The organism is Streptomyces sp. LS1784 (genome assembly GCF_020103755.1).
Classification (GTDB): Bacteria; Actinomycetota; Actinomycetes; order Streptomycetales; family Streptomycetaceae; genus Kitasatospora.
Genome location: NZ_JAHSQD010000009.1, coordinates 12,568 through 35,554, shown reverse-complemented (window position 1 = coordinate 35,554; position 22,987 = coordinate 12,568). Strand labels below are relative to the sequence as shown.

Below are 22,987 nucleotides of genomic sequence, written 5' to 3'. Positions count from 1 at the left end.
TGCCGGCAGCGTCGCGCCCGCGGTTCTCGCCCCTGTTCCGTCCGGGGGTGAGGCGAGGCCAGGAGCCGCGTTGCCTCGTCTCGGCGACCTTGCCCGCCTGGCACCCGGGCGGGCGGCGCTGTGGTGACGCCAGCACCGGGCGGCAGCTCGCGGTGTCAGGGCTGTCGCTGGCCCAGTCCCAACGTGCCGGGTCGGAGGGCCGGGGCCCGTAGTGGGCGCGGCCACCAGCGCCGTACCGGTCGATCTCAGCAGCCCGCGGTGGTGCTGGTGGTGCATTGCGGCGACCCTACCTGCCCGGCGCCAGGACGCCGGACAGGGCGAGCCGGGCCTGGGGCGCGCTGGCGGCGGATCGGGCGGATACGGCCGCCCCGGACCGGGACCGCATCGACCCGCACCCGGACCGGCTCGGTCAGCGTGCTGGCGGTCACCGCCGGGTCCAGGTCGGGCACGCGGGCTCGTGCCAGGTCGTACGGACGACGCCCCCTCCGGGGGTGAGGTGTTCGCTGGACCAGGTCCGGCAGCACCCGCCGACCGGCCGGACCGGGGCTGGCGGCGTGGTGGCGCGGACCGGACCAACGGATGCGGGGACGGCGGGCGCGGCCGGACGGCGTCGGCGGCGGGGGCGCCTGGTGGAGGGTGTCGTCATGCGGAGGCTCTGCCCGCCCCGCCGTCCCGCCGAACCTGGACGCCACCCGGACGGCCCAGCCGCGGCCGTTCTCACCGGCCGCTGACCTGTGCAGACATCCGAAACGTACCGGCGGCGGCCGGGTCAGGGCGGGCAAACTCCCCGTCGGGCGACAACCGCCCGCGACAGTGGCGGGAGCCGTCAGTGCGCGGGCATCACCTGCCCAATTGCCATGCGGCTGCGTAGGAGACGTCCATAATGCCCAGATGCTGGTCATAAACCTGGACGTCGTAGTTGGCGACGTGAGTCCCGGACTCGTCCAGCACGGGAATCGAGCTGGGGACGAACGGCCCGCGACGGACGGTCAGCACAGGCTGCCCGTCCTTGTACTCCAGCGTCAACGTGCCGACGTCCTCGGGCTTGACCTCGGACGCCGGGACCGGCGTCGGCTGCACGGGTGCCGTCGCCTCGGGGGTGGAAGTCAGCCCGAGGCTTGCCATCTCCTCGGGTGACATCTGCCTCTTGGCGGGACCCTTCGAGTTGGGCGTGGTCTCGGACATGGCCGCCTCCTCACCGGCCGGCTTGCCGCCGACGCACCCGAATCATTCCATGACGGCCCGTCAGAAACCCTTGTGGCCAACTCCCGATTCCAGGCGACGACGCCCAGGCGTGCTCGGAGAACGCCGTGCTCGGGCCGTCCCGCTCGGGGCGCAGCGCCGCCACGTTCCCACTCAACTCGGAAAGCCGGGCCCACAACTCGTCAGTGACAGCGCCCCCACGACGCAGGGCCTCTTCCACACGGCCCGACTTCCGGGTGATGGCCAGCCCGCGCCACACCGTCCGCACCGACACCCCAGCCGACTCGGCAGCGATCCGCGCATGCACCGACGACAACTTCCCCGTCTCGTCCACAGCGAGCAGACGCTGTACCACCACCTGCCGCGTGAGCGCCCGCTCCCGCGAACGGGACACAAGCGGTTCCACATCGGCCACGGATACCAGAGACGTCTCCGCAGAGAGATCGGCGGTCATGCGCACCAGCCCACTGCCCCGCCCAAGCGGTCTGTACAGGAATGAGCATCCTCGTGTCAGCCGTCATCCTGGTGTGCCAGGCACAATCCGCGTGCCATGACAGCGGATTGGTCACTTCGTGACAGCCAAGATCCACGACACCACCAGGAAGAAACCCAGCTCAACCATCTACACTCCGGACAGACCCGCTGACACCCAACCCGCTGACACCACCCCACACACTCACACGCTGCACGTAAGAGCTGACCGGCGGCGGCCGGCCCCGACGGCCGGTGAGTGTGTCCTTTCGCAGTCCAGGGCGTTGCGTCTGTTGGCCAGCTGTCTGGCCTTCACCACAGAGACGTAACCGGAGAGGGTATCGATGGACACGCCATACACCACCGACAACGCAGGTATTCCGATCGCGAGTGACGAACACTTGCTGACCATCGGCTCGAACGGGCCGGTCCTACTCCAGGACCACTACCTCATCGAGAAGATGGCCCAGTTCAACCGGGAGCGGGTGCCCGAGCGGGTGGTGCACGCCAAGGGCGCCGGCGCGTACGGGTCCTTCCAGGTCACCAACGATGTCAGCCAGTTCACCAAGGCCGACCTGTTCCAGCCCGGCAGGAACACCGAGGTGCTGGCCCGCTTCTCCACGGTCGCCGGCGAGCAGGGCTCGCCCGACACCTGGCGCGACCCCCCGCGGCTTCGCCCTGAAGTTCTACACCCAGCAGGGCAACTACGACCTGGTCGGCAACAACACGCCGGTCTTCTTCGTGCGTGACCCGATGAAATTCCAGGACTTCATCCGGTCGCAGAAGCGTCGTCCGGACAACGGGCTGCGCGACCACGACATGCAGTGGGACTTCTGGACGCTGTCGCCGGAGTCGGCGCACATGGTCACCTGGCTGATGGGTGATCGCGGTATCCCCAAGACGTACCGCCACATGAACGGCTATGGATCGCACACCTACATGTGGATCAACGCCGGCGGCGAGAAGTTCTGGGTGAAGTACCACGTCAAGACCGACCAGGGCATCGACTTCCTCTCCCAGGCTGATGCCGATCGCCTGGCCGGGGAAGCCCCGGACTACCACCGGCGCGACCTGTTCGACGCCATCGCGGGCGGCAACGCGCCCTCCTGGACGCTGTATGTGCAGGCGATGCCGTTCGCCGATGCCCCGGACTACCGCTTCAACCCGTTCGACCTGACCAAGGTGTGGCCGCACGGCGACTACCCGCTCATCGAGGTCGGCCGGCTGACGCTGGACCGCAACCCCGAGGACTACTTCACCCACATCGAGCAGGCGGCATTCTCGCCCTCCAGCATGGTGCCCGGCGTGGGTCCCTCACCGGACAAGATGCTCCTCGGCCGGCTCCTCTCCTACCCGGACGCCCACCGCTACCGTATCGGCGCCAACCACGCGCAGCTCCCGCCGAACCGTCCGCACAGCGCGACGAACTCGTACGCCAAGGACCGTGCGATGCGCTACGAGCCGGCCAACACGGCCCGCCCGTACGCGCCGAACTCCTACGGCGGCCCGGCGGCCGACACCAAGCAGTACGGCGAGATCGCCGGCTGGGAGACGTCCGGGGAGATGGTCCGTGAGGCGTACAAGCTGCACCGCGAGGACGACGACTTCGGTCAGGCCGGAACGCTGGTGCGGCGAGTGCTGGACGACGCGGCCCGCGAGCGCCTGGTCTCCAATGTCGCGGGACACCTCCGCGACGGGGTGAGCGCCCCGGTGCTGGAGCAAGCCCTGCAGTACTGGCGCAACATCGACAAGAGCACCGGCGACCGCATCGCGACCGCCGTCAACGCCAGCTGACGACTCGACGCCGAACCGACCGGCCACGAACTGCACCACCAAGGCTCGGGGACCTGGCTGGGGACCAGGCAGGTCCCCGCCTTGGGAGCCAGGGGAAGCGGACGACGGTAGCGAATCCCCTCCGCCGACCGACGACTGTCCAAGGCGGGGCGATGCCGCCCGCTCTTCATAGCCAACCCCGAAGCCCCCCGCATTCAACGGACCGGGTTCGCGGGAAGAACAGAACGCCCCGGCGGGAACCCGCACAAGAAAGCCCGTCCCCAGGGGATCGGCCCGAGCGGGTCAACAGTCGGTGGGTCACCGGCCCGGCAGCTCGGCGCCCGGCCGGTCGGCATCGGCTGCGAGGATGGCGGCCACGCCCGCATGTGGCGAGTCGAAACCGCCACGGACGAGACGGTCCACACCAGCGCCAACGGGGGCGCCGACGGCAACGGCGTCTGGGTGAACAAGGGTGCGGTCCCGGGCTGGCGCATCAGCCACGGCCCCGCCCTCGCCAACGACGCGGCAACCGGCGCCCTGAGCATCCTGATAGACCCGCCGCTAGATCGGGCAGAGGCAGGGCCGCCGTCAGCAGCGCAACGATGCGCAGGTGCAGGGGCCCGGCCGCCGAGACAGTGGTCACCTGCCGTCAATTCTCAATCACTCAGGGGAGTTGGAATGTCGCAGACGCGGGACGCCGCAACGGTCGGGCCGGACCCGGACCTGAGCCTCGCCGAGATCTGGGCGCCGATCTCGGAGAACAAGAACAAACTCGTCCAGGACGACTACGGGATCGAACCCAAGGCGGTCATCCCCCTGTACGAGGAGCACGAGGTCGGCGACAAGATCAGCCTGTACTGGGGGGAGAGCACCGTCGTCCCGGACGTCGAGTACGAGTTGGCCGCAGGCGACCTCGGCCGGCACGAGATCGGGTTCCGGGTGCCGTGGTCCTACATCAAGGGTGCGGGCAAGGGCGACATCCCGGTCTGGTACACGATCACCCCGGACGACGCGGACGCCCCCGTACAAAAGTCCACCAGGACCTTCGTCACGGTCGAGGCCGTGGCCGCGGCTGTCGAACCCGACTGACCACCCCTGCCCGGCGCGGCGAAGCCCCCGACGTCGCGCCGCCCTGGATTGCGGCCGGCCGATAGGCGGCGATCCGCGCGCCCCAGCCGAGGTCCAGGCCCTGCTCGACTTCCTCCGGACGGTTTGGTGGCTGTGACCTGCGGCATCAAGGTATGAGGAGGGGCCACCAAGGCTTCCCGCCGACACCTTGATGCCCGGTCTGGTCTGGAGGCAACAGGTGCAGCGCGTGCAGCAGTACGGCGGCAACGTCGGCTGGCGCCGTACTGCACCGGAAGGCGATCTCGGCTATTTGCCAAGAGATCTTGATCGACCGCAACCACCGAACCGCACGCAAATCCACGGGTCAAGCCATCACCAGTCTCGGAGTCGATCACGCAGCCACGCGGTCAGCCGTACAGAAGTTCGGCAGCTGGTGTGTGGTTACCGGTCACCGAGGCGCCGGCCATCGCCGAGGCGGCCGTCGTCGGGTCGGTACCGGGCGGCACCACCAGCAGCAGGAAGTGGTCCTGGAAGCCCCGGGTGACGCTGATCGTCGCATCGCTGCCGGCGAACCAGTTGATCCTGACCATCAGGCCGTTCGCCGCGACGGACCGGGGCACACTGTCCCAGGCCGAGGTGTCGAGGCCGACCCGCAGGATGCGCCCGAAGTGGGCGCCGAGCGCGGTGATCAGGTCCGGCAGTTCAGCGAGGACGTGGTTCGAGCGGGGCCACCAGGCCCCGTCGAAGACGCCCTCCCGCGCCATCGTCGGCTCCAGCTCCAAACGCGGCAGCAGCGTGGCAGCGGGCACCGTCCACGGCCCGGAAGAGGAAGAAGCGGGGAAGGGGATCGGCATCATGCGAAGCCGCCCGTCCGGTCCACGAGGGACCCATCATGCCCCAGGGCGACGTCGACGCTGATGCCGGTGTGCGGAATGTCCTCGGTTGTCTCCCACGCTACTCCCCCACGGCCTCCCCGGGCCGCCCACCGCAGGAGTAGCCTCGAAGACATCCAGGGCATCCCGCATTCCGGTACCCGTTCCGGCTTCGTTCTGGGTGAAGGACAGCCCGGCAGCCCCGCCCCGGCGGGCAGCCGGAGACGGGAACGGTGAACACCGTGACCACCCACTCCCCGCAGTCGGCACGGCTCGGCCATGGCCTGACAGTCGCCGACGCCATGGAACCCTGTGACTACCAGATAGCCGACGACAGCACCGTCGACCAGGCCAACGACGTCCTGCGCGGCGGCGACATCGAGTACCTGCTCGTCCGCGGCCACGACGGCCGGTGCGAAGGGCTGGTCACCCGCGCCGGACTCCGCCCGTTCCTGACCCGCTCCTGGGACACCGAGCGGACCGCGATCAGCGCCACCTCGCACCAGCGCGGCCCGTTCGCCTGGCCGACCATGGGCCTGGCGCTGGCCGCACTCGCGATGCGGATCAAGCACCTGGCAGTCTGGCCCGTCGTCGACGAGGACGGCTACATCCTCGGCGTCCTCACCGCGGACCGCGCCACCGGCCTCCTCGCCGATACGCCGGTCTGACCAGTCACCACCATTCCTCGACGAGGTCCAAACCCGGGCCGTACGGCACCGTCGCACGCCGGCACGGCAACGCCTCCGCCCCCGGTCAAGATCAAGTGGCAGAACCCATCGCTCGTCAAGACCGATTGACAAATGGTCACAATCTCGCGTCAGGGGAGAACAGTGTTAGGTAACGGTGCGGATCAGGCGGCCGAGCCGCGGCCGGTGTTCGAGTTCGGCGCGCAGCGCCTCCAACACTTCGCCCGCTGCGGGCTGCGCTGCGGGCCGGCCGGCCGCGAACATGCCATCCGACGGCGGCTTGAGAGCGTGGCGACCACGCCGTCGCCGGGCCCAGGACGGCTCGTGTCAGCCGGGACGGGCTGAACATGGTGACCTCGCCGGGACCGTTCTCGTTCGCCCGCCGTGACAGCCGACACCTCGATCGAAGACGCCTGGGAGTAGCTGGTCCGCAGCGTGGACCGAGTGCTCGAAGCCCGCGCGGCCGTGGCCGAAGCGGAGGAGCAGCTGCGCGTGCGGCTGGGCAAAGCTGCCCCGGCCGGTGTCGCCTTCGCGGTGATTGAGGCTCAGCTCAGCCGTCCGGCGGCCGGCCCGTGTGACGCACCGGCCGCCACCGTGCCGCTCGCTCGAACGCCGGACGATGAGGAGCGCCTGGGCGAGCGGCTGGCCGAATGTGCGACGAAGAAGGACGCGCTGGAGTTGCTGTACCGCGTGCGGGTGCGGCCCGGTGACGTTCGCCGTCGCAACGCCGTCACCGAACCGCTGCTCGCGGAACTGCTCACCTACGGCATCACGCTCGACCGGGGATCGGCCAACCGCTACGTCGGGGGCTTCGGCACGCCGGCTGCCCGTGACCGCGGACCGTCTACAGGTGCGGGCCGATCAGCAGCACGGTGACCACGCCGCCGTCCTGGTCGTCGCCGTCGGCCGGTCCCCAGGTCCAGAACAGACGTCAGGCGCCGGCGCCCGGGTCGACGTACGACGTCCACGCCCGGCGCCCGCGCTGTGGCCGGGCAGGCCGGGGTAGCGGTGGCTGCACAGGCCGGGGCGGCGCGGGTCGGCGGCCAGGCGCTCAGGGGGCGGCGGCCCCGCTCCAGGCAGGTCAGGATGCGGGCAGCGGCGTCGGTGAAGTGCAGCTTCGGCGTAGCCGCGTGGCGGCCGGTCAGACTTCGCCGGTCAGGTACCGGGTCAGGCTGGTGAGTTTGAGGAGCCTGGTCACGGGGTGTCCGATGCCGCGCAGGATGAGCCGTCCGCCGCTGCGGTCGGCCTGGTTGCGGGCTTGGACGAGGGCGCCCAGACCGGCGCAGTCCATGAACGTCACCTCCGACAGGTCGAGCACGACTTCGCGGTGTGCCCGCAGCGCATCGGCCAGTTGGCGGCGCAGTGACGGGGCGGTGGCGAGGTCGATGTCGCCGCGCGCCGTCACTACGGCAGGTGCCGGGCTTTGGTCGTGCATGGCGTCTGTCGAGTCGGGCTACCAGTAGTGCCGGCGTCCGGCGATGCCGTGGCCCACCGCGCCGAGGAGCCAGAGAATCAGGCCGAGAACTACCAGAATGATACCGATGGTCCACAGCACCGAGATGCTGGTGACGAAGCCGATGATGAGGAGGATCACTCCAAGGACGATCACGGTGGCCTCCGAAGGTTCAGAGCTGTTTCGCGAATGGCCGCGCAGTGCTCAGCTGCTCAGCAAGCGGTCGAAGAAACTGCGGTACTTCTGCAGAGCAAGCCGCAGCTCCTCGGTGTCAGCGCTGTCCCCCCGGTTCCACTGACTCTCGAGCCGCTGCTTGCGGTCGGCGAAGGATTCGGCCAGTCGCCGCATGAGGTCGGCGACCAGTTCGTCGGCGGTCCGAACAGCCTCGCGCGGGTCGTCGACGAAGCAGGTCTGCACCTGCTGCCAACGGGTGCGCAGCTCCTGTGCCTGGGCCGACGGCAGCAACGGTTCCTCGCCCTCCTGGCCGGCCGCGCCGCGGTCGGCAGCCTCCCCTTGCGCGGTCGTATCCTCAGGAGGCGTTGCCGCCTGCCCGCTGTCCACATCCGTCCTCTCGCCGGTGGCCTCGCCCGGGAAGACGGCCCGCTCCTGCCGCGCATCGGGCGTGGTCTCTGCTGTCGCGTCAGACGTCATCCAGGGCTGATCCATGGCGCCTGAGTGCCGTTGTGTCCCGGCGGTCTCTGTTTCCTCGTTCTGTGATCCGGTGACGGCGATGTCCTCGGTCGTCATCGGTCCCTTGTCGTCGTAGCGCTGTGGCGTCATCTCTGTCATCTCCGTGGCGATTCGTCGTCCCGCGCCGCCTGCCCGCCGTCGAGGAGCGCTGTGAACAGCGCGCGGTAGTGCACCATCGCCCCGCGGAGTTCTTCGGTGGTCGCGTCACCGTGACCGGCCTGGGCGTTGACCGCATGCGCGGCGCGGTAGTGCTTCAGGGTGTTCGCGTGCTCGACGGACAGGTCACGTAGTCGCTGTTCGTAGTCCTCGGTGGGGTAGCCGCGTTCATGCATGAGCGCGGTGACCAGGCCGTCGGCCCGCTGGACGGCCTCGCCGGGACGGTCGACGAACTCCTGCTGCACCTGCGTCCAGTCCTGCGCGTAGCGCTGTCTGGTGTCGGGGGCCAGCGGCTTGATCTCCAGCTGCTGGTGGCGCTGTTCGCGGCGGCGTAGTTCCTGCTCGGCGGCCAGTCGGCTGCCCGAGCTGCGGACGGTGCGCTCGTACTCGGGGCCGAACTGTTCCCGCAACCGGCGACGGCGGGCCACGAGCCACAACGCCCCGGCGATCAGGAGCAGCACGACCACGACGGGCACGATGATCGCGATGAGGGTCCCTGTCGACATCAGGTCCTCCTTGGTTCTTCGGTGGCCTGCCGCCTTGGCCGGTGTTTTGAGACGTCCTCTTCGCCGGGTGCCCGCGCGGGGCCGCAGTGCGTTGCCGGTGCCGTCGTCGGCTCTTCCTTCAGCCGATACCGGGGCTGGAGGAGCCTTGGTACGAGAGCGGGGAGATCGCGGGTGTGGCGGGGAGCGAGCCCACGTGCTTCGGGAGTGGGGCTTGCCGGGGCGGTGCCGGCGGTCGCGGGGCTCGTATGCGGCTGTCCTGTCCCGCGCAGGGGCCCGTCTCGGTCACTTCACCGGGCAGCCGTACCTGGGGCCGGCCGCACAGGTCACTCGCTGGGGGCGTCGGCTCGGGCGGCGGGCGACGGGCAGTGGCCATGGCCTTGGTCACTCTGTGCTGCGATGGGTGGTGCCAGGGGTAGGGGCTGGCCGGCCGCGCCGGCAAGAAGCGATCCGCTCCAGGCTCTCCCATGGCTCGGTGGCGGTGTCCTGCTGGTGGTCCAAGGTGCCTTGGCGGGATTCGCCGGCAGCGAGGCAGGCCTCGTGGCCGGTGACCGCGTGGCGGACCATGCGGCGCAGTGGCTCGACCTGACAGGTCTGGTCGCCGTTCTCGTGGTGGCGGCCGATGCGGTCGTAGGGGAAGCCGGCGAGGGCTTCCAGGTGGTCGCGGGTGAGGCTGTCCATGGTGACCTTCACGCGGTACGCGAGGATCCCGGCCGATAGGCGGCCTGGCTTGCCCTTCAACCATTCGCCCACGAGCGACCCATGTCAACGGTTACACGGATTGTTTTTCGTGCTTACGACTGCGTGAATCGACGGTCGTAAGCTGGTGCCATGAACGAAGGCCCCTCGACGACGCGGCAGTGGACCTTCTTGACCAACCACGCCCGCGTTCTGGTACAGATCGCCCGCGATCCCGGCATCAGGGTGCGCGACATCGCGGCACGCTGCCTACTGACCGAGCGGGCCGTCCAACGGATCATCGTCGACCTCGAAGACGCCGGCTACCTGACCCACGAACGCACCGGCCGCAGCAACCACTACCACGTCCAAGCCGCCAAACAACTACGCCACCCAGCCGACGCCGGCCCCAGCCTCGCCGAACTCCTGGCCGTCCTCCTGCACTGACTCAGGCTTGCGCCCCTCCTTCACGCGGGCCAGGCCGGTCAGGTCATAGTTGAGTTCCACGAAGATTCCCTCGTCGCGCCAGACCGCGTAGTAGGCGTAGACCGTGGAGTGGTTCGGGAAGTCGTGCGGGAGGTACTTCCAGGGGATTCCCGTGCGGTTGACGTAGAGGATCGCCTTGAAGACGTCGCGCAGTTCGACCTGGGCCGATTTCCCAGTGGGCCGGCGGTCGAGCCGGGCCTTTCTCCAGGCCGTCAGTTTCGGTTCGATCAGGGCCCATCGGGCGTCGGACAGGTCGCTGGGGTACGGCTTCCGCTGGCTCACGGCACCAGCGTCGGCACGGATGCGGCGGAGGATCCCGTTCCGCAGCTCGTTGGGCGGTTCTATGACTTCTTCAAGCCAGACGGATTTCAGAGCACAGAAGCGGATGAGATGGACAGCCCAGCCGGCAATTGAAGGCGAAGCAATCTTCTCCTATCGGCTGCAGTGTCACGAAAGTGGACAGGGGTGAAAGCCGCGTATAGGAATACAACTACCAAAACACCCACTGAGCTTGTCGTTTAACCTCGCCGAGGCTCTGGCCTGCTGAGATTCACGGTTTCCGAGACAGCAAGCGCGGCCGTCCCTCACGCTTCGAGATGTCTAGTAACGGAGCGTCAGGGAACGGTCGCAGTGATGAGTGTTCCGGTTGAAAGCCCCGCCGTCGAGGCATTGGGCGTCCTGTCCCGCTTTCGGGTCGAGTTCTACGAGTGCTTGTACTCCCGCGCTGACGCGCTCTTCGAGCTCACGGACGCGGTGCTGTGCGCGGACGGACCGGTGAAGACCCTGGTCGAGCTGTCGCTGGCGGTCGAGCATCGGCGCGGGCACGGCGCGCTGTACCAGGCCCTGGACCGGGGCTGGGCCGAGCCGGCCCGCCTGCGCCGCGCTCTGGCCGGCCTGCCGCTGCCGAAAGCGGCCGACGGGCGGATCGTGCTGGCGGTGGACGTGTCCAACTGGCTGCGTCCCGATGCCCCCACCAGTGAGGACCGGCTGTTCTGCCATGTCTACGGGCGCGGGGACCGCAGCAGGGACCAGTTTGTTCCCGGCTGGCCGTACTCCTTCGTCGCCGCCCTGGAGTCAGGCCGCACCTCATGGGTCGGGCTGCTGGATGCTGTGCGCCTGGGCCCCGCGGACGATGCGACCGCCGTCACCGCCGCCCAATTGCGCGACGTGGTCCATCGGTTGAAAGACGCCGGGCAGTGGCACGAAGGCGACGCTGAGATCCTGGTCGTCATGGACTCCGGCTACGACGTCGCCTACCTCACCCACGCCCTGGCCGACCTCCCGGTGGTGCTGGCCGGGCGTCTGCGCTCGGACCGCGTGATGCTTCGCGACGCCGGCCCCACGCGCTGCGGCCCGAAGGGCGGCCGGCCCCGCAAGCACGGCGGTGTCCTGGCCTTCGCCAAGCCCGACACCTGGCACCAGCCCGACGTCACCACGGCCACGGACACCACCCGCTACGGCAAGGCCGAGGCGATCGCCTGGGACCGTATGCACCCCAGACTCACCCACCGCGGCCCCTGGCTGGAACACGCGGAAGAGGAACTGCCAATCCTGCACGGCACGTTGATCCGCCTCACGGTCGAGCGTCTGCCGGGCGACCGCGATCCGAAACCGGTCTGGCTGTGGTGCTCGGCCTCCGCCGCCACACCGGCGGACGTTGACCGCTGGTGGCAGTCGTTCCTGCGCAGATTCGACCTGGAGCACACGTTCAGACTGATGAAACAGACGCTCGGCTGGACCGCCCCGAAGGTCCGCCACGCGGATACCGCCGACCTGTGGACCTGGCTCATCATCGCCGCCCATACCCAGCTCCGCCTCGCCCGGCCCTTCGCCGAGGACCTGCGCCGCCCCTGGGAGCGGCCTGCCGAGCCACGCCGCCTCACCCCCGCCCGAGTCCGCCGGGGGTTTCGCAGCATCCGCACGACGACAGCCCGTCCGGCGGCCGCACCGAAACCGTCACGGCCGGGACCGGGACGGCCCCCCGGCTCGAAGAACAAGCATCGGGCCAAGCGCCACGACGTTGGCAAGACCGTCAAACGCGCAAAGACGATCAAGGCCCACGACGCCAGCCAAGGTTAAACAACAAGCTGAGAGGGGGCCGTGGCCGCCAGTTCCGGGATGGTGTGGGTCGGGTGGGTGGCCTGGCGGCGGCGCTCGCCGTTCTGCCCGGCGGCGGCGAGGATGCGGTACATGGTACGGATCGAGCAGTGGTAGCGCCCGGCGTCCAGTTCCCGCGCCCAGATCTGCGCCGGCGGCAGTTCGGCGTACTCGGGGCTGTCCATCAGCTCCAGCACCGTGGCGCGCTCGGCGGCCGAGAGTGCTTGCGGCGGGGCTGATCCGGGGCGCTTCGGCTTGGCCGCCGGCTCCTGGGGGTTCAGATGCCGGTGGTGGGTGGCCCGGGACCGGCCCGCCAGCCGGCACGCGGCCACGATGCCCACATGTGCGGCCAACTCATCGACAATCGACGGGATTTCGGTGTCAAGGACGTGCTTCAGTCCGCGCTCTCGGAGACCGATTCCAAGAGCGCGACAGCTTTTCCCAGGACCTCCACCGCGGCCTTGTTCTTCGCCAGCTCCCGCTTGAGCCGCTCGTTCTCCCGGCGCAGCTTCTCGTTGTCTTCGGGCGAGCCGGGCTGCGGCGGTGGTCGGCCAGCTTCTCCAAGGCCCCGGCCTGCCGGGCGGCCCGCCACTCCTGGATGTGCGAGTGGTACAGCCGCTCGCGACGCAACAGGGCCCCGCGCTCGGCGGGGGAAGCGGCGGTCTCGTACTGCTCCAGGAGGCGCAGCTTGTGCTCGACACCGCGCTCGCCCAGATCCCCGACGCCCACCGCCACGGCACCGAGATCCTCCGCCGGGTCCGCGACACCACCTTCGCCGAGGACGCCTCGAAGATCCGTACCGGCCGTGGACCCGAGAACATGGCGACCCTGCGCAACCTGGCGATCAATACGCTGCGGCAGCACGGGCACCGTAACATCGCCGCCGGCCTCCGGCACGCCTCCTACGAGCCCTTCAGCCGCCCGCTCGACCTCCTCGGCATCGCCTGACCAGCACACTCACAAGATCACCGGACTCTGAAACGGCCCTGGGTTCTGGGGCGGCTCCTGGGATGCCGGAAGACCCGATGCCGAGCGTTCGTGACGGCTGGGGCTGCCGGTCACGGCAGAGGCCCGTGTCCCGGTTCGGAAGCGGCCGTACGGGTGACGTCTCCACCGGTCCTGTGTGGCTTTGCCGGGGCCGCTCCGTTGTGGGTGATTGGCTGTCCGGCGAGCCGCTGCCAGCAGACGTTCCACGGTGGCGCGGAGAGCCGGTAGCCGCCGTTCTTTCCCGGGTCGCAGGCCGGCGTGCCGCGGTCCAGGGGTTCCCGAGTGGTTGGAGGCGGTCGAAGGTGATGGCTCGGTGCGATGGTGGACGGCTCTGGGAGCGAGCCCGGGCTGCGGTCGGTGCCGTGCTGTCGACGGTCGCACACGGACCCGGGCGGATGCCCGCGCCGCCCGGGCCGTTTCGGCCAGGGTTCTGGCGCAGTCCGATCCGCGGGCCGTGGCTGACCTCGGTCTTCGGGCTGGTACTGCTCGTCGGGATCCCGATCCTGTTCGTGACCGGGGCGCTGTCCTACGCCGCCTACAACCCCGACCTCGGCCCGCTGAACGATCAGACACCGGACAAGGGCCTGCTGGGCTTCTACCTCTTCGACTGGCCCACCCACCCGGCCTGGCTCTACCGGCTCACCCAGGGGGTGCACGTGACGCTCGGCGTCGTCCTGGTACCGGTCGTACTGGCCAAGCTGTGGTCGGTGATCCCGAAGCTGTTCGAGTGGCCGCCCGTACGCAGCGCCGCCCACGCCCTGGAGCGGCTGTCGCTGCTGATGCTGGTCGGCGGGGCGGTCTTCGAATTCGTGACCGGGATCCTCAACATCCAGCTCTACTACGTCTTCCCGGGGTCCTTCTACACCCTGCACTTCTACGGGGCGTGGGTGTTCATCGCCGCGTTCGTCATCCACGTCGCGCTCAAGCTCGGCAGGCTGGTCCGCGCCCTGGGGTCGCGCTCGCTGTGGGGCGAGCTGCGCACCGGCGTCGCCGGCACCCGGCCCGAACCGCCGGACACCGACGGCCTCGTGGCGGTGGATCCCGCCCCGCCGACGATCGCCCGGCGCGGCGCACTCGCACTGGTGGGCGCGGGCTCCCTGGCCCTGTTCGTCGTCACCGCCGGGCAGAGCATCGGCGGTTGGACCCGTGCCACCGCACTGCTGGCGCCGCACGGCCGTGAGCCCGGGGACGGACCGAACGGCTTCCAGATCAACAAGACGGCCGCCGCCGTCGGCATCTCGGCGGCGATGGTCGGCCCGGACTGGCGGCTGGAAGTGCACGGCGCCGGGCCGGTGCAGGTGTTCACCCGGGAGCAGTTGCTCGCGATGCGGCAGCGGTCCGCCCAGTTGCCGATCGCCTGTGTGGAGGGCTGGTCCACCACGGACCAGCACTGGAGCGGACTGCGGCTCGCCGACCTCGCCGCCGTGGCCGGGCTCCCCGACGCGACGGACGTGCTCGTGGAGTCGGTGCAGCCGCCCGGCCCGTACTCCTCCGTGGTGTTGCGCGGCAATCAGATCCGGGACCCGCGTTCCCTGCTCGCCCTGCACGTCAACGGAGTCGACCTCTCGCTCGATCACGGCTATCCCGCCCGCATCATCGTCCCCGCCAACCCGGGCGTGAACAACACGAAGTGGGTCCGCCGGCTGACCTTCAGGACGTGACGATGGACCGACGCACATCCTTCGCCCGCTGGTACGGCGCGCGGCCGTTGCACCTGCTCGCGCTCCTCGCCTCCTTCGCCCTCACCGGCTTCGCGGTCGAGCGCCTGGTGACTGCACGGCCCCTCGCGGTGGCGGTCTGGTTCGTCGGCGCGGCCGTCGCCCACGACCTGATCCTGCTCCCGCTCTACTCGATCGCCGATCTCTCGGCCCGGTCCGTGCTGCGCCGCCTTCCCGAGCCGATGCCGACCGTGCCCTGGATCAACTACCTGCGGGTACCGGTATTCCTGTCGGGCCTCCTGCTGCTCGTCTGGTTCCCGTTGATCCTCAACCTGCCCGAGCCCTACCCGGGGGCGACCGGGATGTCGGCGGACGTCTACCTCGGCCGGTGGCTCGCCATCGCCGGGGTCCTCTTCGGCGGCGCCGCCGCCGGCCTCGCGTTCAGACTCCGCCGCGCCCGTCGAGCCGGGCGATCCGGCCGCCGTGCGCGCGGCGTCCGCGAATCGTAGGACCGTGCTTCGTGGGTTCCGTCCCGACCGGCTCCTACAGTGGTCGCGACGTTCTTCGGACGAGAGGTAGGTGCAGGTGATGAAGCGTCAGAACTCCTTGCGGGCCGAGCTCGGCGTGATCGGCGGCTCGGGGCTGTACGCGCTGCTGGACGAGGTGGTCGAGGTGCGCGTGGACACGCCGTACGGACCGCCCAGCGACGCGCTGTTCCTGGGCGAGGTGGCCGGCCGCCGGGTCGCCTTCCTGCCCCGGCACGGGCGTGGCCACGGTCTGCCGCCGCACCGGATCAACTACCGGGCCAACCTCTGGGCGCTGCACTCGCTGGGCGTGCGGCAGGTGCTCGGGCCGTGCGCGGTGGGCGGGCTGTGGCCGGAGTACGGGCCGGGGGCGCTGCTGGTGCCGGACCAGTTCGTGGACCGGACCTCGGGGAGGGTGCAGACCTTCTACGACGGGCGGCCGCTGCCGGACGGGTCGGTGCCGCAGGTGGTGCACGTGTCGATGGCCGACCCGTACTGCCCGGCCGGGCGACGGGCGGCCCTGGACGCGGCGCGCGCGGCGGCCTGGGAGCCGGTGGACGGCGGCACCCTGGTGGTGATCGAGGGGCCGCGCTTCTCCACCCGGGCCGAGTCCCGCTGGTTCGGCGCCAACGGCTGGTCGGTGGTCGGTATGACCGGGCACCCGGAGGCCGTGCTGGCGCGTGAACTCGGTCTCTGCTACACGTCGTTGGCCCTCGTCACCGACCACGACGCCGGTGTGGAGAGCGGTGAGGGCGTTACCCACGCGGAGGTGCTGGAGGTCTTCGCCCGCAATGTCGACCGGCTGCGCACCGTGCTGTTCAAGGCGCTGGAGGCCCTGCCCGTCGACCGGGAGTGCCCTTGCCCGCACGCCCTGGACGGCCTGACGACCGGCCTTCCCGGCGTCCCGGGTGACTGACCGGACCCGTACCGTCCTGCCCTGCGCGCTCGCTCTCGCCGCCCTGGTGGCGGGCCTCGCGCTGACCGTGACCGGCGGCGGGACGCTCGCCGACCGGTCGCCGCTCCACGCCTGGTACGTCCTCGACGCCGCACTGTTCGCGCTCGGGCTGTTCCTGCTGCGGAAGGTGGCCGACCGTCAGGTGGCGCCGCTGGTGCTGATCGGGAGCATCCTGGTCGCCGGGGCCGGACTGCTGGCACCGCCGCGCACCAGCGACGACGCCTACCGGTACGTGTGGGACGGGCGGGTCCAGGCGGCCGGAGTCTCCCCGTACGCGCACGCACCGGACGACCTGGCGCTGCTCCGGCTGCGCGACACGGGCCTGTTCCCGGCCGGGGACGGGTGCACGGCCTGGGACGAGCGGAGGACCGCGGCCGGGGACTGCACCCGGATCAACCGGCCCGCCGTGCACACCGTCTACCCGCCGGTCGCGGAGGCGTGGTTCCTCGTCGCGCACCTCTTCGGCGACGGGGTGCGCGGCGTGCAGGTCGGTGGTGCCCTGCTGGCGGTCGCCACCACCGGGGTGCTGCTCGCCACCGGCGGGCGGCGGCGGGCGGCGCTGTGGGGCTGGTGCCCGGGCGTGACGATCTGGGCGGTCAACGACGCTCACGTCGACACCCTCGGTGCGCTCCTCCTGGTGGCCGGACTGGCCTGTGCGGCCCGCCGACGGGCCGGTGCCGGTGGCGCCCTGCTCGGCGCGGCGGTCGCGACCAAGCTGCTGCCGGCACTCGCCCTGCCCGGGGCAGTGTCCGGGCTGCTGGCCCGGCGGCCGACGAGGAGCGACCTGGTGCTCGCCGCGACGGTCCTCGGGACCTTCGTGGCGGCCTACCTCCCGTACGTCGCGGTCTCCGGCGTGGGCGTCCTGGGATACCTGCCCGGCTACCTGCGGGAGGAGGGGTACGAGCAGGGACACCTCGAACGGTTCGGCCTGCTGCGGGTGCTGCTGCCCGACCGGTGGGTCCCGTGGGCGGCCGCCCTGGTGCTGGCGGCGGTCGTGCTGTGGGTGCTGCGGTACGGTGACCCCGCCCGGCCCTGGCGCGGCGCGCTCCTGGTGACCGGGACCGCACTGATGCTCGTCGCGCCGAGCTACCCCTGGTACGGACTGTTGGTGGTCGCCCTGGTCGCGCTGGACGGACGGTGGGAGTGGCTGGCGGTACCGGCGGCCGGGCAGGTGCTCTACCTGGTGGGCGGGGAGGACGCCCAGCGTGCCGCGTACGGGGCCGCCCTGGCGTGCGTGCTCATGGTGTCGGCGGTGCGCGGTCGGGCGAGTGGTGCGTCGGGCCGGTCGATGCGCGGTGCGGTGCCGGAGATGACGAAACCCTGACGGGGCGCCCCGGGGCGTGGGGACGCCCTGGGGCGGCCGACGGCTCATCCCTTGCGCAGCGCGAGGAAGCGGCGGCCGTGCGAGGTCCAGCGCTCGGCCTCGGCGAGGCCCGCGGCGCGGGCCCGCCGCAAGGTGGCGACTGCACCGAGGCGGGCCCACGGGAAGGCCGGGCCGAGCCGTCCGTCCGGCCCCTCCACCCGGACGACGGCGCGCTCGTCCACCTCCTCCGGCTCCACCTCGACCAGCAGCAGCCCTTCCGGGGTGACGAGTTCGGCGCCCCGACGGAGCAAGACGTCCGGGTCGCCGCCAATGCCGAGGTTGCCGTCCGCGAGCAACGCGGCACCCCAACGGCCCTCGGCGGGCAGGCGGTCGAAGACGGAGCGGCAGAGCGCCGGGCCGCCGAGGCCGACCGTGCGGGCCACCGCGGCCCTGGTCACATCCACCCCGAGCACCGGCACGCCGAGGGCGAGCAGCGCGGCCACCAGTCGGCCGGGCCCGCAGCCGAGGTCGAGGACGGGTGCGGCCAGGTCGGCGCAGCGCAGCAGCAGGCTGTGGTCGGCGCCGGCCGCCGGTGCGCACCAGCGCTCGATGTCCAGGTGCAGCCGCCGGCCGTCCTCGCGGCGCAGCCACAGCGGGCCGCGACCGGTGCGGACGGCTTCGGCGAAGGGGTCGTCCACCCAGGGTGAGGCGACCGTCAACTCGCCACCTCCGGAGCCGCCTTGACAGTTCGCAGCCGGGCGGCGAAGCGGGTTCCCGGTGCCTCGGCGGCCACCTGCCAGGCGTCGTCGACGGTGTCCACGTCCGTCAGTACGGGCAGATGATGGACGGTCAGGCGGGCTTGCGCCATGCGGCGCAGGAGCGTCGCGCCCGTGCCCGGGGTGGACATCGGCACGTCGTGCAGGAGCTCGGCGGCCAGCTGCGCGGTCGGCCGGGCCAGGCCCAGCGCCCAGAACCCGCCGTCAGTCGCCGGGCCGTACCAGGCGTCCACGCCCGGTCGCCGGGTGGCGGACAGCGGCTCGGCCAGTGTGGCGGCGTCCAGCTGCGGGGTGTCCATGCCGACCAGCAGCGCGGGCGCCTCCGGGGCCAGCCGGGCCGCGTGCGCGAAGGCGCCGGCCAGCCGTCGGTCCAGGCCGCCGCCGCGCTGCGGGACGACCTCCCAGCCCGCTGGTAGCCAGCCGCCGGGTTCGCCGTCCAGGACCAGCAGGCGACGTCCGGCGGGCATCGTGGCCAGGGTGTGCAGGGTGTCGGCGAGCGCGGCCTCAGCGAGGGCTGCTGCTTGGGGTGGGGTGCAGGGCGGAGTGAGGCGGGTCTTCACCCGGCCGGGGACGGGCGCCTTGGCGATCACCAGCAGCGTGGGAGGCGGTGCCGCCAGCACCACCCGCATGTCGCGAACGGCCTGGCGGGTGCCGCGCACGGTGCCGGTGACCTTGGACCGGCCCGCGCGTGGCAGGTAGTCGACGGGGGTCTCGGCGATCCGCAGCCCGGCGGCCGAGGCTGCGAGGACCATCTCCAGCGGGTAGCCGGAGCGTCGGTCGCCGAGGCCCAGGGCCAGCAGCTGCTCCCGGCGGGCGGCCCGCATCGGACCGAGGTCGTGCAGCGGGGCGCCGGTGCGGGCCCGCAGCCGTCGGGCGAGGACGGCGTTGGCGAGGCGGGCGTGCACCGGCCAGGCACCGGCGGTGGCCGGCCGGCGGCGGCCGAGCACCAGGTCGGCCGCACCGTCCAGCACCGGTGCGACGACCCGGGGGAGTTGGGCGGGATCGAGCGAGCCGTCGCAGTCGAGGAAGCAGACCAGGTCGGCGGTGGCGGCGCGCAGCCCGGTGTGGCAGGCGGCGCCAAAGCCGCGCCTCGGTTCCTCGACCACGGTCGCGCCGAGGGAGCGGGCGAGCTCGGCGGAGCCGTCCCGGGAGCCGTTGTCCACGACGATCGCCCGCCAGCCGGGAGGGATGCGTCCGAGCACCCACGGCAGGGCCCCGGATTCGTCCAGGCAGGGCAGGACCACATCGGCGACCGGTGGGGGAGGGAGGGGAGAAGTCACGCCGGTCACGCTAACCGCGGGCGGTCCCGTCGGGACCGAACCGCGCCCTTGTGGAAGTGCCACGTCTGTCCGGCGGGGCCCGTTCGGGGGATCTCGGGGATCTCACGGAACGCGGACGCCGGTCCCGGTGGGCGACCCCGCCGTGGCCGGGGGGTCGTATCCTCGGCAAGGTGAACGACCGCCCCACCACAGGGGGATCACCGTCGTCCTGCCGCGTCCTGGTGATCGGTGACGACCCGACCGTGGCCGAGGTCGTGGCCGGCTACCTCACTCGGGCGGGTCACCGCGTCGACCGGGCCGCCGACGGCCCGCAGGGGTTCGCCCTGGCCCCCGCCCACCGCCCGGACCTGCTGGTTCCGGACCTCATGCTCCCCGGGATCGACGGCCTGGAGATCCTGCGCAGGCTGCGGCCCGCCGAGGGCGGTGCCGACCTGCCGGTCGTCATGCTCACCGCCAAGGGGGGACGAGCTGGTGCTCTCGGTCACCGACGGCTGCGGCGGCATCCCGGAACAGGACCTGCCTCGGGCGTTCGAGACGGGGTGGCGTGGCAGCACCGCCCGCACTCCTCGCCCGGCCGACCCCGGAAGCCCCCAGGAACCGGGCGGGGGCGGTGCCGGACTTGGGCTCTCCATCGTCCGCGGCATCGTCGAGGCCCATGCCGGTCGGGCCCGGGTGCACAACACCGCCGGGGGCTGCTGCTTCGAGATCGTCCTTCCCGCTGCCCGAAGCTGACGTCAGGCACGTTGCGGTGCCGCCGCGAACTCCCTCATGCCGTCCGTGAAGGCCACCCGGGCCCGCCAAGCGAGTTCCGCAAGCAGCCGCGAGGAGTCCGCGGTGATGTGCCGGACGTCGCCGAGCCGGTACTCGCCCGTCACTACCGGCATCGGCCCCCCGTGGGCAGCGGCGAGCGCCGAGGCCATCTCGCCGATCGTCCGGACCTCGCCGCTGCCCACGTTGTACGCCCGGGCGCTGCCTGGGGGCCGGCCGCCAACGGCAGCGAGCGCGGCGACGTTGGCATCGGCCACGTCCTGGACGTGGACGAAGTCCCGGCGCTGACCGCCGTCCTCGAACACCCGCGGTGCCTTGCCTCGGGCCAGGGCCGAGCGGAACAGGGAAGCGACCCCAGCGTACGGCGTGTCGCGTGGCATGCCCGGCCCGTAGACGTTGTGGTAACGGAGCGTCAGTACGCGTCCCCCGCAGGCGCGGGCCCAGGCGGAGGCCAGGTGCTCCTGGGCCAGCTTGGTGGCCGCGTACACGTTGCGCGGGTCGACCGGGGCGTCTTCTGCCACCAGCCCGGGGCTCAGTTCAGCGCCGCACCGCGGGCACGGCGGCTCGAACAGGCCGGCGTCCAGGTTGTCCGGATGCCGCGGACCGGGCGAGACGTCCCCGTGCACCGGACACCGGTACCGGCCCTCCCCGTAGACCACCATGGACCCGGCGAGCACCAGGTCCCGCACGTGCGAACGCGCCATCGCGGAGAGCAGGACCGCTGTGCCGAGGTCGTTGCAGCCGGCATAGGCGGGCGCGTCGTCGAGGTCCAGCCCCAGGCCCACCATCGCCGCCTGGTGGCAGACCGCGTCCACACCGGCCAGTGCCTGCTCAACCACCACCGCATCCCGCACGTCGCCGTGCCGCAGCTCCACGTCGTCCGGCAGGCTGGGCATCACTCCGGAGGGGTGGACGGCGGGCAGCAGTGCGTCCAGAACGCGGACCTCGTGGCCCGCCGTCGCTAGGGCCAGTACGACCGCCGACCCAATGAACCCGGCACCGCCGGTGACCAGAATCCTCATAATCGGCGACCCTACCGGCGGACGCCGGAACGACCGGCCCAAGCAGGCATCGTGTCACGTCCCGGTAAAACTCGGCGCGTTGACCGAATCCGAGCTGGGTCAGGAGCGCTGAGCCACTGAGTAGGGTCGGGGACTGGCGCGGTGGCTGATGCTCCGTTTCCAGTCCCCGCCGCTTCGAACCGTGCATGCGGTTCTCCCGCACACGGCTTTCCGACATCGTTCACCAGCTGGCATGCGCCGTCGCCCAGCGCACGTTCCCGGTCAGGCGGTAGACCCCGAGCCGACTGATCCACCCGTAGGTGAAACGGCTGGTCCAGTTCCGGCCCCGCAGGCCGTGTTTCCGGCTGGCGAAGATCGCCAGCCGCTCGTGGACATAGCCGTCGACCTCATTGAACTTCCGCCCGCTGTTGCCGTTTCGGAAGTACGCTGCCCAGCCCCGCAGGACCGGGTTGAGATCGGCGACCACAGCGGCCACCGGCCGCTCGCTCCGGGACCTTGAGGTGGCCGCGCGAATCTTGTCCCGCAGAACCCCCAACGCCCGTGGCGGGGGCCAGCGTTGCAGGTAGAACCTGCCCCGCCATCTCCACGACTCCACCTTCCGGTGGTGGAATCCGAGGAACTCGAAACCCTGCCCGCCCCGCGTGAGGCAGACGATGCCGGACTTCTCCGGATGCAGCCGCATCCCGAGTCTGCCCAGCACCCGCGCGGCCAGCTCGCGCGCCTGTTCGGCGCGCTGTCTGGTCGGCGACAGGACCACGAAGTCATCGCAGTGGCGCACCAGCACCCCCAGCCGGCGTCCCTCGTCCTGCCACGCCTCGTCGAGGACGTGCAAGGCGATGTTGGCCAGCAGCGGGGAGATCGGTGAGCCCTGCGGGGTTCCCGCCCCAGTCGGGGAGGTCACCCCGCCCTCCAGTACTCCCATCCGCAGCCATGCCCGGATCAGTTTCAGCATCGACCGGTCCGCCACGCGCCGCTCCACCTGAGCGACAAGGGCATCATGTCCGATCGTCCCGAAGCAGTCCCGGATATCGGCCTCGAACACCCACTCCCGTCCCTGGTTCGCCGCGACGCGCACAGCCTCACACGCGTCGATCGCGGACCGCTTGGGCCGGAAACCGTAGCTCGCCTCGGTGAACCGGGCCTCGAAGACCGGTTCGAGGACCAGTTTCGCGGCCGTCATCACCACCCGGTCGGCCGCAGTGGGGATCGACAGCGGCCGCAACTCCCCCGGCCGCCCCGGTTTCGGGATCTGGACCCGCCGCAGCACCGACGGACGATACGTATGCGTCCGCAGTCGATCCGACAGGTCCTGGAGGAACTCATCCACCCCCGAGGCCGCCACCTGGTCGACGCTCACGCCGTCCACCCCGGGGGCGCCCCGGTTCGTGCTCACGCTGGACCATGCCCGCCACAAGACGTCCATGCGGAGGACGTGGCCATACAGGGCATGGAACCGGCGCTCGGGTTCTTGCTTGGCACAGCGGTAGAGCGTCCACTGCTTCTCTGCACTTCACTCGAAAGGGTGAGGAAGGGTATGTGGTTGGGCAGGGGATGCTCCGTTGATGAGGGGGCTGGGGA

Annotated in this window: 23 protein-coding genes and 5 pseudogenes; 13 read left to right on the top strand and 15 right to left on the bottom strand. The window is 71.1% G+C overall.

What is annotated here, in order from left to right; genetic code table 11:
- Positions 1–840: 840 nt before the first annotated feature.
- Both KS423_RS02735 and KS423_RS02730 read right to left on the bottom strand, forming a co-directional pair.
- Complete coding sequence (locus KS423_RS02735; RefSeq protein WP_224274416.1) at positions 841–1,185, bottom strand: hypothetical protein; 345 nt, start codon at positions 1,183–1,185, stop codon at positions 841–843.
- A gap of 10 nt (positions 1,186–1,195) precedes the next feature.
- Positions 1,196–1,657, bottom strand: coding sequence for a hypothetical protein (locus tag KS423_RS02730; protein WP_224274414.1), 462 nt, complete (start codon positions 1,655–1,657; stop codon positions 1,196–1,198).
- Positions 1,658–2,018: 361 nt separating this feature from the next.
- Between KS423_RS02730 and KS423_RS02725 the strand changes: the two are divergent.
- Positions 2,019–3,468: pseudogene (locus KS423_RS02725) on the top strand (catalase).
- A 657-nt stretch (positions 3,469–4,125) separates the two neighbouring features.
- Entirely contained in the window at positions 4,126–4,536 is a 411-nt protein-coding gene (locus KS423_RS02720; RefSeq protein ID WP_224274412.1) for a hypothetical protein, read from the top strand.
- Positions 4,537–4,922: 386 nt separating this feature from the next.
- Here the strand turns inward: KS423_RS02720 and KS423_RS02715 are convergent, their stop codons facing one another.
- Positions 4,923–5,324, bottom strand: a complete 402-nt coding sequence (locus KS423_RS02715; RefSeq protein WP_224274411.1) for a DUF5994 family protein — start codon at positions 5,322–5,324, stop codon at positions 4,923–4,925.
- Positions 5,325–5,629: 305 nt separating this feature from the next.
- On the opposite strand from KS423_RS02715, the gene KS423_RS02710 reads away from it, so the two are divergent.
- Both KS423_RS02710 and KS423_RS02705 read left to right on the top strand, forming a co-directional pair.
- Positions 5,630–6,055: a CBS domain-containing protein gene (locus tag KS423_RS02710; RefSeq protein WP_224274409.1), complete on the top strand. Its 426-nt coding sequence runs from the start codon at positions 5,630–5,632 to the stop codon at positions 6,053–6,055.
- 462 nt (positions 6,056–6,517) lie between these two features.
- A complete protein-coding gene (locus KS423_RS02705; protein ID WP_224274407.1) occupies positions 6,518–6,949 on the top strand; it encodes a hypothetical protein in 432 nt (143 codons plus the stop codon).
- 265 nt (positions 6,950–7,214) lie between these two features.
- Here the strand turns inward: KS423_RS02705 and KS423_RS02700 are convergent, their stop codons facing one another.
- From KS423_RS02700 to KS423_RS02680, 5 genes are all read right to left on the bottom strand, one after another.
- Positions 7,215–7,508, bottom strand: coding sequence for an STAS domain-containing protein (locus tag KS423_RS02700; protein ID WP_224274405.1), 294 nt, complete (start codon positions 7,506–7,508; stop codon positions 7,215–7,217).
- A gap of 18 nt (positions 7,509–7,526) precedes the next feature.
- Positions 7,527–7,682, bottom strand: coding sequence for a DUF6131 family protein (locus KS423_RS02695; protein ID WP_224274404.1), 156 nt, complete (start codon positions 7,680–7,682; stop codon positions 7,527–7,529).
- Positions 7,683–7,730: 48 nt separating this feature from the next.
- Positions 7,731–8,315, bottom strand: coding sequence for a hypothetical protein (locus KS423_RS02690; protein ID WP_224274402.1), 585 nt, complete (start codon positions 8,313–8,315; stop codon positions 7,731–7,733).
- Positions 8,312–8,878, bottom strand: a complete 567-nt coding sequence (locus KS423_RS02685; protein ID WP_224274400.1) for a hypothetical protein — start codon at positions 8,876–8,878, stop codon at positions 8,312–8,314. The genes KS423_RS02690 and KS423_RS02685 overlap by 4 nt, the downstream gene beginning before the upstream one ends.
- Positions 8,879–9,259: 381 nt before the next feature.
- Entirely contained in the window at positions 9,260–9,556 is a 297-nt protein-coding gene (locus KS423_RS02680) for a hypothetical protein (RefSeq protein WP_224274399.1), read from the bottom strand.
- Between the two features lie 150 nt (positions 9,557–9,706).
- On the opposite strand from KS423_RS02680, the gene KS423_RS02675 reads away from it, so the two are divergent.
- Positions 9,707–10,000 carry a helix-turn-helix domain-containing protein gene (locus KS423_RS02675; RefSeq protein ID WP_224274397.1) on the top strand — a complete coding sequence of 98 codons (294 nt, stop codon included), beginning with the start codon at positions 9,707–9,709 and terminating at the stop codon, positions 9,998–10,000.
- Here the strand turns inward: KS423_RS02675 and KS423_RS02670 are convergent.
- Positions 10,001–10,321, bottom strand: a pseudogene (locus KS423_RS02670) (transposase); the annotation flags it as partial. It lies immediately after the preceding gene.
- Positions 10,322–10,672: 351 nt separating this feature from the next.
- On the opposite strand from KS423_RS02670, the gene KS423_RS02665 reads away from it, so the two are divergent.
- Entirely contained in the window at positions 10,673–12,118 is a 1,446-nt protein-coding gene (locus KS423_RS02665) for an NF041680 family putative transposase (protein WP_224274395.1), read from the top strand.
- On the opposite strand, the gene KS423_RS02660 is transcribed toward KS423_RS02665, so the two are convergent.
- Positions 12,115–12,489 carry a hypothetical protein gene (locus tag KS423_RS02660; protein ID WP_224274393.1) on the bottom strand — a complete coding sequence of 125 codons (375 nt, stop codon included), beginning with the start codon at positions 12,487–12,489 and terminating at the stop codon, positions 12,115–12,117. The genes KS423_RS02665 and KS423_RS02660 overlap by 4 nt on opposite strands.
- 247 nt (positions 12,490–12,736) lie before the next feature.
- On the opposite strand from KS423_RS02660, the gene KS423_RS02655 reads away from it, so the two are divergent.
- The 5 genes from KS423_RS02655 (at position 12,737) to KS423_RS02635 (ending at position 17,584) form a co-directional block, all read left to right on the top strand.
- Positions 12,737–13,084 carry a hypothetical protein gene (locus KS423_RS02655; RefSeq protein WP_224274392.1) on the top strand — a complete coding sequence of 116 codons (348 nt, stop codon included), beginning with the start codon at positions 12,737–12,739 and terminating at the stop codon, positions 13,082–13,084.
- Positions 13,085–13,518: 434 nt separating this feature from the next.
- Positions 13,519–14,784: a molybdopterin-dependent oxidoreductase gene (locus tag KS423_RS02650; RefSeq protein WP_224274390.1), complete on the top strand. Its 1,266-nt coding sequence runs from the start codon at positions 13,519–13,521 to the stop codon at positions 14,782–14,784.
- A gap of 2 nt (positions 14,785–14,786) precedes the next feature.
- Positions 14,787–15,290: a hypothetical protein gene (locus KS423_RS02645; RefSeq protein WP_224274389.1), complete on the top strand. Its 504-nt coding sequence runs from the start codon at positions 14,787–14,789 to the stop codon at positions 15,288–15,290.
- A 79-nt stretch (positions 15,291–15,369) separates the two neighbouring features.
- Positions 15,370–16,221: an S-methyl-5'-thioadenosine phosphorylase gene (locus tag KS423_RS02640; RefSeq protein WP_224274387.1), complete on the top strand. Its 852-nt coding sequence runs from the start codon at positions 15,370–15,372 to the stop codon at positions 16,219–16,221.
- Entirely contained in the window at positions 16,214–17,584 is a 1,371-nt protein-coding gene (locus KS423_RS02635) for a glycosyltransferase 87 family protein (RefSeq protein WP_224274385.1), read from the top strand. The genes KS423_RS02640 and KS423_RS02635 overlap by 8 nt, the downstream gene beginning before the upstream one ends.
- A 44-nt stretch (positions 17,585–17,628) precedes the next feature.
- Here the strand turns inward: KS423_RS02635 and KS423_RS02630 are convergent, their stop codons facing one another.
- The 3 genes and pseudogenes from KS423_RS02630 to KS423_RS02620 form a co-directional block, all read right to left on the bottom strand.
- Entirely contained in the window at positions 17,629–18,282 is a 654-nt protein-coding gene (locus KS423_RS02630; protein WP_224274377.1) for a class I SAM-dependent methyltransferase, read from the bottom strand.
- Positions 18,279–18,806, bottom strand: a complete 528-nt coding sequence (locus KS423_RS02625; protein ID WP_374119892.1) for a DUF2064 domain-containing protein — start codon at positions 18,804–18,806, stop codon at positions 18,279–18,281. The genes KS423_RS02630 and KS423_RS02625 overlap by 4 nt, the downstream gene beginning before the upstream one ends.
- Before the next feature lie 111 nt (positions 18,807–18,917).
- Positions 18,918–19,619 (bottom strand): annotated as a pseudogene (locus KS423_RS02620) (glycosyltransferase family 2 protein); the annotation flags it as partial.
- A gap of 170 nt (positions 19,620–19,789) precedes the next feature.
- Between KS423_RS02620 and KS423_RS02615 the strand changes: the two are divergent.
- Positions 19,790–20,080 (top strand): annotated as a pseudogene (locus KS423_RS02615) (response regulator); the annotation flags it as partial.
- A 1-nt stretch (position 20,081) separates the two neighbouring features.
- Positions 20,082–20,351: pseudogene (locus KS423_RS02610) on the top strand (ATP-binding protein); the annotation flags it as partial.
- Positions 20,352–20,353: 2 nt separating this feature from the next.
- Here KS423_RS02610 and KS423_RS02605 read toward each other — a convergent pair.
- Both KS423_RS02605 and ltrA read right to left on the bottom strand, forming a co-directional pair.
- Positions 20,354–21,409: an NAD(P)-dependent oxidoreductase gene (locus KS423_RS02605; protein ID WP_224274375.1), complete on the bottom strand. Its 1,056-nt coding sequence runs from the start codon at positions 21,407–21,409 to the stop codon at positions 20,354–20,356.
- A gap of 220 nt (positions 21,410–21,629) precedes the next feature.
- Complete coding sequence (gene ltrA / locus KS423_RS02600; protein ID WP_224274373.1) at positions 21,630–22,832, bottom strand: group II intron reverse transcriptase/maturase; 1,203 nt, start codon at positions 22,830–22,832, stop codon at positions 21,630–21,632.
- Positions 22,833–22,987: the final 155 nt, after the last annotated feature.